Source organism: Rhodococcus sp. 14C212 (assembly GCF_011058195.1).
Lineage (GTDB): Bacteria > Actinomycetota > Actinomycetes > Mycobacteriales > Mycobacteriaceae > Rhodococcus > Rhodococcus aetherivorans.
The window spans coordinates 25,094-31,482 of sequence record NZ_JAALEH010000068.1; the positions used below are offsets into that span (position 1 = coordinate 25,094).

The following is a 6,389-nucleotide window of genomic DNA, read 5'->3' on the forward strand; positions in this document are numbered from 1 at the left end:
ATCGGCAAGCATACTCCTGGGGAGGCGGACGCAGGGGCACCCGCGCGGTGCTCTACCGTTCGGCGGGTTCCTCGACGGCGACGGGGACCCGTGCGACCTCGGTCCGGCGGCGCAGCAGCGCACGGGCGGTCACGACGGCGAGCGCGACGGCGAGGGTCACCCCGCCCGCGACCGGCCCGGCGGGCGTGCCGGGGGCCAGGCCTTCGCCGAGCATCCAGGCGCCGAACCCGAAGAACAGCGCCGCTGCCGCCAGCCGGATCGCGTTCTCGGGCAGGTGCTTGCCGAGGACGGCGCCGACGACGATGGCCAGCGCGTCGGCGGCGACCATGCCGATCGTCGAGCCGACCCACACGCCCGCCCAGTCGTTGTCCGCGGCCAGGGCGATGGTGGCGAGCATGGTCTTGTCGCCGAGTTCGGCGAGGAAGAAGGCCGACAGGACGGCGAGGAAGGCCGAACGGGTGACGCGGGCGGCCCTGCCCTGCTCGTCCTCGTCGAGGGAGTCGCCGCGCAGCGTCCACAGGCCGAAGAACAGGAAGGCCAGGCCGCCGACGATCGCCATCGCCGAGGTGGGGATCGCGAGGCCCAGGTAGTGACCCACCGCGACGGAGACGAGGTGCACCGCGGTCGTGGCCGCGAGGATACCGGACAGGACCACCCACCAGCGGTAGCGCAGGGCGAACGTCATCGCCATGAGCTGCGACTTGTCGCCGAGTTCGGCGACGAACACGACGGCGAAACTCAGGACCAGGGCGGACCACATGCCGGGGATTCCTCCTCCTCGCGTGTCGGTGTGGAGGAGGTGGGGACCTGCCTCCGGCCGGGCGACGCGGGTGCGTCGCGGCCGAAGGTCTCGCCCACCGGTGCGTACTCCGGTTCGCCGGGCCGGGCTGAACGCCAGTATGTCGACCGGGCGATTGTGGGCTACTCCCCTTCGCTTAGGCAACCATAACGTGGGCTGCACGAAAAGGCAAAGGCGACAATAAGTTTGGAAACCCGAACTTCGAGGTGAGGGTTCCGGTCAGGCGGCGAGCAGCATGGCCAGAACCGCGGTGTCGGGATCGCTGTTGGGATCGACTCCGACCCGGCTGACCAGCGACGTCACCGTCCCGTCGGCCTCCGCTTCCACCCACGCGGCCCGGTGCTCGAGGCCCAGGTGCGGCAGCCCCGGCAGCAGCACGCACCCCGACGCCGCACCCGTGCACTCCGGCAGCGACGGCCGCGTCTCCGACGGCGGGTGCAGCATGATCAGGGCGGGCGGCTGGTGCCCCGCGAACCTGCCCGGTTCCACCGCCTCGTCGCCGATCACCGGACCCTCCGCGAGCACCAGGCCCACCGTGCCCGGCTCGGGGTCGTCGGGCAGCTCCTCCCGTACCCCGAACACCGTCGACGTGGTCAGCAGGCCCGGCAGCGAGGCCACCCGCACCGTCACCGCGAGCAGCTGTGCCCATTCCCGCGTGCTCTCCGGCCACCGCCCCGAAACCACGAATCCCCGCAGGGATCCTCCGGTGTGGAAGGCGGCGAGGCCGATCTGTACGTTCCCACTCATCCCGCTACCTCCTCGGTGTGACGCCGGTCGATGACCGATACACGCCGTTGGGTAGGTGAAGAATGACCGTTTCGTCCGCTGGCACACAAGAGCCCCCGAGTGCCAGCTCCGCCGCGCGTCCCTCCGGAACGCGCGAAGGGGATGCCGGAATCCGGCATCCCCTTCGCGAAGTGCGACGCGACTAGACCAGCAGACCGGCGGTCTGGGTGCGGGCGCGGTCGAAGCGGGCCTGCACGTCGGCCCAGTTCACGATGTTCCAGAAGGCCTTGACGTAGTCGGCCTTGACGTTCTGGTACTGCAGGTAGAAGGCGTGCTCCCACATGTCGAGCATGAGCAGCGGGGTCAGGCCGATCGGGATGTTGCCCTGCTGGTCGTACAGCTGGACGATGATCAGCCGCTGGCCGATGGAATCCCAGGCCAGGATGGACCAGCCGGAGCCCTGGATCGAGTTGGCGTTCGCCGAGAAGTGGTCGCGGAACGCGTCGAACGAACCGAACGCATCGTCGATCGCGGCACCGAGCTCGCCGTCCGGCTTGTCGCCACCCTCCGGCGACAGGTTCTTCCAGAAGACGGAGTGGTTGGTGTGGCCGCCGAGGTGGAAGGCCAGGTCCTTCTCCAGCTTGGTGGCCTGGGCCGCCATCGTGCCGTTCTCCCGCGCCTCCGCCATCTTCTCGAGGGCGGTGTTGGCGCCGGCGACGTAGGTCGCGTGATGCTTGCTGTGGTGCAGCTCCATGATCTTCGCCGAGATGTGCGGCTCGAGCGCGGCGTAGTCGTAGGGCAGGTCCGGAAGCGTGTACTCAGCCACGAAGGATCCCTTCTCTTCGGGCCCGGCGGGGCCCGTGCGTGATTTTCAAGTACTTCTGGGTTTCCACCCAAACCCATAAGTACACCCTCTGCAATACCGCCCGCGCAGCCGGTTGCGCCGGGGCAGCGGTGGCGACGGAGGGAGTCGCGACGGTGTCCGGAAAAGGACCGACGACCTACCTGCGGAAACGCCGGACAATTCGGCCGGCGTGTGAACGGCCCCTTAACATCGTCGGGTGTTTCGGCCCCTCGCGAGCGACGGGACGCACGACGCCCCGGCGCCGCGCGTGGACCTGCCCGGTGTGAACCTGCTCCGCACCGTCGCCGTCCTGGCGGTGCTGTACTCGCACATCTCCTTCTATCTCATCGACGACCTCGGCACCGGCTGGTGGGTCATCGACGTCGTGTACCGGGTGCTCGTCGAGGGCGCCGGCCTCAACCAGCACCTGTCCTTCCTCGGCGTCGCGATGTTCATGACCCTGACCGGGCTGCTCATCACCCGCGCCGCCATCCGCGACGAACCGCGCCGCTTCCTCGTCGCCCGCAGCGCGCGGCTGCTGCCGGCGTTCTGGGTCGCGATCCTCGCCGCGATCCTGCTGGTGCGGCTCGGGATCAACGGGATGTTCAGCGGCCAGACCGGCGTCTCCGGCGTCGAGGCCGTGCTCAGCTTCTTCCTGGGCGGGTTCTTCCTGAAGCCCGAGGTCGCGGTCCTCGGGGTCACCTGGACCCTCGCGGTGCAGATCACGTTCTATCTGTCCTGCGTGGTCGCCCGTCCGCTCCTGCGGACCCGGCCCATCGTGGTGCCCGTCCTCGGCGCCGTGGTGTGCATGCTGGTGCTGCTGTACAACCTGTACCTGCCCGAGCCGTACACGGTGCCGTTCCTGTCCAAGGTCGCGGCCACGATGCCCACCGTGTTCCTGGGTCAGATCGTGTACCTCGGCTGGGCGCGGCTGACGTCCCGGCGGTGGCTGATCGTCGCGCTGCTCGCCCAGGTCCAGGTGGTGCACCTGGCCACCGACTACCAGGTGTACTGGGCCGGCAGCCGCTACCTGTGGACCATCGTCGTGGTCGCCGCGTGCGTGGTCCTGCTCTCCCGCATCGACGGCCGGTTCGCCCGCTCGCGGGTGCTGCACTGGACTGCCACCCGCAGCTACGCGATCTACCTCGTGCACACGCTGGTGCTGTACCGGGTGTACGAGAACACCGTCGCCCACCTCGGCCGCACCGGTGCCGTGCTCGCCTTCCTGGTGGTGTGCGCGGCCGTCTCCGAACTGCTCTACCGCGGCGTCGAGGTGCCGGCCGCCCGCTGGATCACCGCCCGGTGGTTGTCGCCACGCCCGTCGCCCCAGGTCGCGGCCGAGACGGAACCCGTGGAGAAGCCGCGCGCGTAGCATCGAGGCATGTCCTGGTTCGACGACATCCTCGCCCGTGCGGGTTCGAAGTCGGTGATGGTCACGCAGGAGCAGGCGCTGCCCGGCCGCGCTGAGCCGCTGCCCGTTCCCGACACCCACTACGTCAACGGACACCGCCTCACGCCGCCGTTTCCCGACGGGATGCAGACCGCCGTCCTCGGGATGGGCTGTTTCTGGGGTGCCGAGAAGGAGTTCTGGGAACTCGAAGGCGTGTACTCCACGGCCGCGGGATATGCGGGCGGATACACCCCGAATCCCACCTACGAGGAGGTCTGCTCGGGCCGGACCGGGCACACCGAGGTGGTGCTGGTCGTGTTCGATCCGCAGGTGACCTCCTACGAGGGCATCCTCAAGCAGTTCTGGGAGAACCACGACCCCACCCAGGGCATGCGGCAGGGCAACGACCACGGCACCCAGTACCGCTCGGCGATCTACACGTTCGACGAGGGGCAGATCGAGATCGCGGAGGCCACCGCCGAGAACTTCGGCGCCCGCCTCGCCGCGGCCGGCTACGGCGCCGTCACGACCGAGATCGCGCCGCTCACGCAGTTCTACTACGCCGAGGACTACCACCAGCAGTACCTGGCGAAGAATCCGAACGGCTACTGCCCCGTCCACGCCACGGGGGTGAGCTGCCCGGTCGGCCTCGGCGCCTGACGCCTCGCACCCGGTCCCGAGCGGATCGGCCCCGGCGATTTCCGGGACTTCTGTGACGTTGGCCGGGACACCTTGCCGTCCTTAGCTGTGCGTATCACTCTGGAAAGAGGGAGTAGTCACGGGGGAGAGGATCGAGGCCGAGATGATGCGGAACACGAGCGGATACCTGCGGGTCCTGCGGCGGGGGCTGCGCGGCCGCCACCCGCTGATCCGGCGCACCGACCGTGCCGAGGCGCTACTCGCCGTGGCGGTGCTGCTCCTGGTCCTGGCGACGATCCCCCTCGCCGGCTGGGTCGGCGCCCGCACCTGGGACACCCAGTCGGCCCTCGCCGTGCAGCAGACCGCCGAACGCACCCTCGTGACGGCGACGACGCAGGCTGCGGCCGAGACCACGGACGCCACTGCCGGCGAGCTCACGATGGTGACCTCCGCGTCCGCCCCCGCCACCTGGGCCTGGGGCGACGAGAAGCGCCGGGGGGACGTCACCGTGGACTACGGCACACCCGCCGGCGCCGACGTGCAGATCTGGGTCGATCCGAACGGCGAACAGACGCTCGCGCCGCTGAGCGCGACGAGCGCGAAGATCTCCTCGGTCCTGGTCGGGCTTTCTCTCTGGTTCGCCGCGGCCCTGCTCGCCGCCGCGGTGTTCGGCTACGGCCGGTGGCGGCTGGATCGCGCCCGCACCCGGGACTGGAGCCGCGAAATCGCGGCCTTCCTCGGTTCCACCAGCAGCCACTGACCGCGCCTCGTCGTCACACTTCGGGCATGACCTCCCGCGCCACCAGTTCGAGGTGGTCGAGGTCGGCCAGATCCAGCACCTGCAGGTAGATACGCTGCGACCCGGCCGCGGCGTAGCGGGCGATCTTGCCGACCACCTCGGTGGGCGTGCCGGCGAGACCGTTCTCCCGCAACTCGTCCACCTCGCGCCCGATCCGGGCGGCGCGGCGGGCGATCTCCGCCTCGTCGCTACCGCAGCACAGCACGAGCGCGTTCGAGTACGTCAGCTCGGAAGGGTCGCGGTCGGCCGCGCGGCACGCGTCCTGCACGCGGGCGAACTGGGCCGCGGTGGCCTCCACCGACTGGAACGGGATGTTGAATTCGTCCGCGTACCGGGCCGCGAGGGCCGGAGTGCGGCGCTTGCCCCCGCCGCCGATCACGATCGGCGGACCGGAGCGCTGGTGCGGTTTGGGCAGCGCCGGTGAATCGACGATGCGGTGGTGCGCACCCTCGTACGAGAAGGTCTCCCCGACAGGCGTCTGCCACAGCCCGGTGATCACGGCGAGCGACTCCTCGAACTTGTCGAAGCGCTCCTTCAGCGACGGGAAGGGGATGCCGTAGGCGAGGTGCTCTTCCTCGTACCAGCCGGCGCCGAGCCCGAAGTCGACCCGGCCGCCGCTCATGGCGTCTACCTGGGCGACGGTGATCGCGAGGGGACCGGGGTGGCGGAACGTCGCGGAGGTCACCAGGGTGCCCAGCCGGATCGTGGAGGTCTCCCGGGCCAGGCCGGCCAGCGTGATCCAGGCGTCCGTCGGGCCGGGCAGGCCGGCGGAGTTCATCGCGAGATAGTGGTCGGAACGGAAGAAGGCGCCGTAGCCGAGCCGTTCGGCCGTCTGCGCGACGGCGAGCAGGTCGTCGTAGGTGGCACCCTGCTGAGGTTCGGTGAAGATCCGTAGTTCCATGCCGTCGATCATTTCAGTTCGACGGAGACCACGTCGGTCTGCGCCGAATCGCGCACGCGCTGCCGACGGTGCGCCGGGAGCCGTGAACCATGCGTGGTGGTGGTGCAGAAGATGCCTGTGGGGCAACGAATGACGTCAGCGGGCCGGCCGCTCACCGCCGAAATGTTCCCGGAGTGAGGCGATGTGCCGCTGTGGAAGCTGAGCCTTCTGTGGATGAAGCTGTGGAAACTGTGGATAACTCCCGGACGGAGGCAATTTCACGCGACGCGGCGGGACGGGGCGAATCGGACG

At 69.6% G+C, this 6,389-nt stretch carries 7 protein-coding genes; 3 read left to right on the forward strand and 4 right to left on the reverse strand.

The features are described 5' to 3' along the window. Positions 1–52: 52 nt before the first annotated feature. The 3 genes from G6038_RS22825 to G6038_RS22835 form a co-directional block, all read right to left on the reverse strand. On the reverse strand, positions 53–760 hold the full coding sequence (locus G6038_RS22825; RefSeq protein WP_165040029.1) for a TMEM165/GDT1 family protein: 708 nt from the start codon (positions 758–760) through the stop codon (positions 53–55). Between the two features lie 258 nt (positions 761–1,018). Then, positions 1,019–1,546, reverse strand: a complete 528-nt coding sequence (locus G6038_RS22830) for a peptidase (RefSeq protein WP_165040030.1) — start codon at positions 1,544–1,546, stop codon at positions 1,019–1,021. 181 nt (positions 1,547–1,727) lie between these two features. Then, positions 1,728–2,351: a superoxide dismutase gene (locus tag G6038_RS22835; protein ID WP_006944654.1), complete on the reverse strand. Its 624-nt coding sequence runs from the start codon at positions 2,349–2,351 to the stop codon at positions 1,728–1,730. 286 nt (positions 2,352–2,637) lie between these two features. Between G6038_RS22835 and G6038_RS22840 the strand changes: the two genes are divergently transcribed. The 3 genes from G6038_RS22840 (at position 2,638) to G6038_RS22850 (ending at position 5,158) form a co-directional block, all read left to right on the forward strand. After that, positions 2,638–3,741, forward strand: coding sequence for an acyltransferase (locus G6038_RS22840; protein ID WP_165040036.1), 1,104 nt, complete (start codon positions 2,638–2,640; stop codon positions 3,739–3,741). Between the two features lie 9 nt (positions 3,742–3,750). Then, the gene (msrA, locus tag G6038_RS22845) at positions 3,751–4,419 is read left to right on the forward strand and encodes a peptide-methionine (S)-S-oxide reductase MsrA (protein WP_165040031.1); all 669 of its coding nucleotides are present in this window, start codon (positions 3,751–3,753) and stop codon (positions 4,417–4,419) included. Positions 4,420–4,561: 142 nt separating this feature from the next. Next, entirely contained in the window at positions 4,562–5,158 is a 597-nt protein-coding gene (locus G6038_RS22850; protein WP_165040032.1) for a hypothetical protein, read from the forward strand. Between the two features lie 13 nt (positions 5,159–5,171). Here G6038_RS22850 and G6038_RS22855 read toward each other — a convergent pair whose 3' ends face one another. After that, entirely contained in the window at positions 5,172–6,098 is a 927-nt protein-coding gene (locus G6038_RS22855; RefSeq protein WP_165040033.1) for an LLM class F420-dependent oxidoreductase, read from the reverse strand. Positions 6,099–6,389 lie beyond the last annotated feature (291 nt).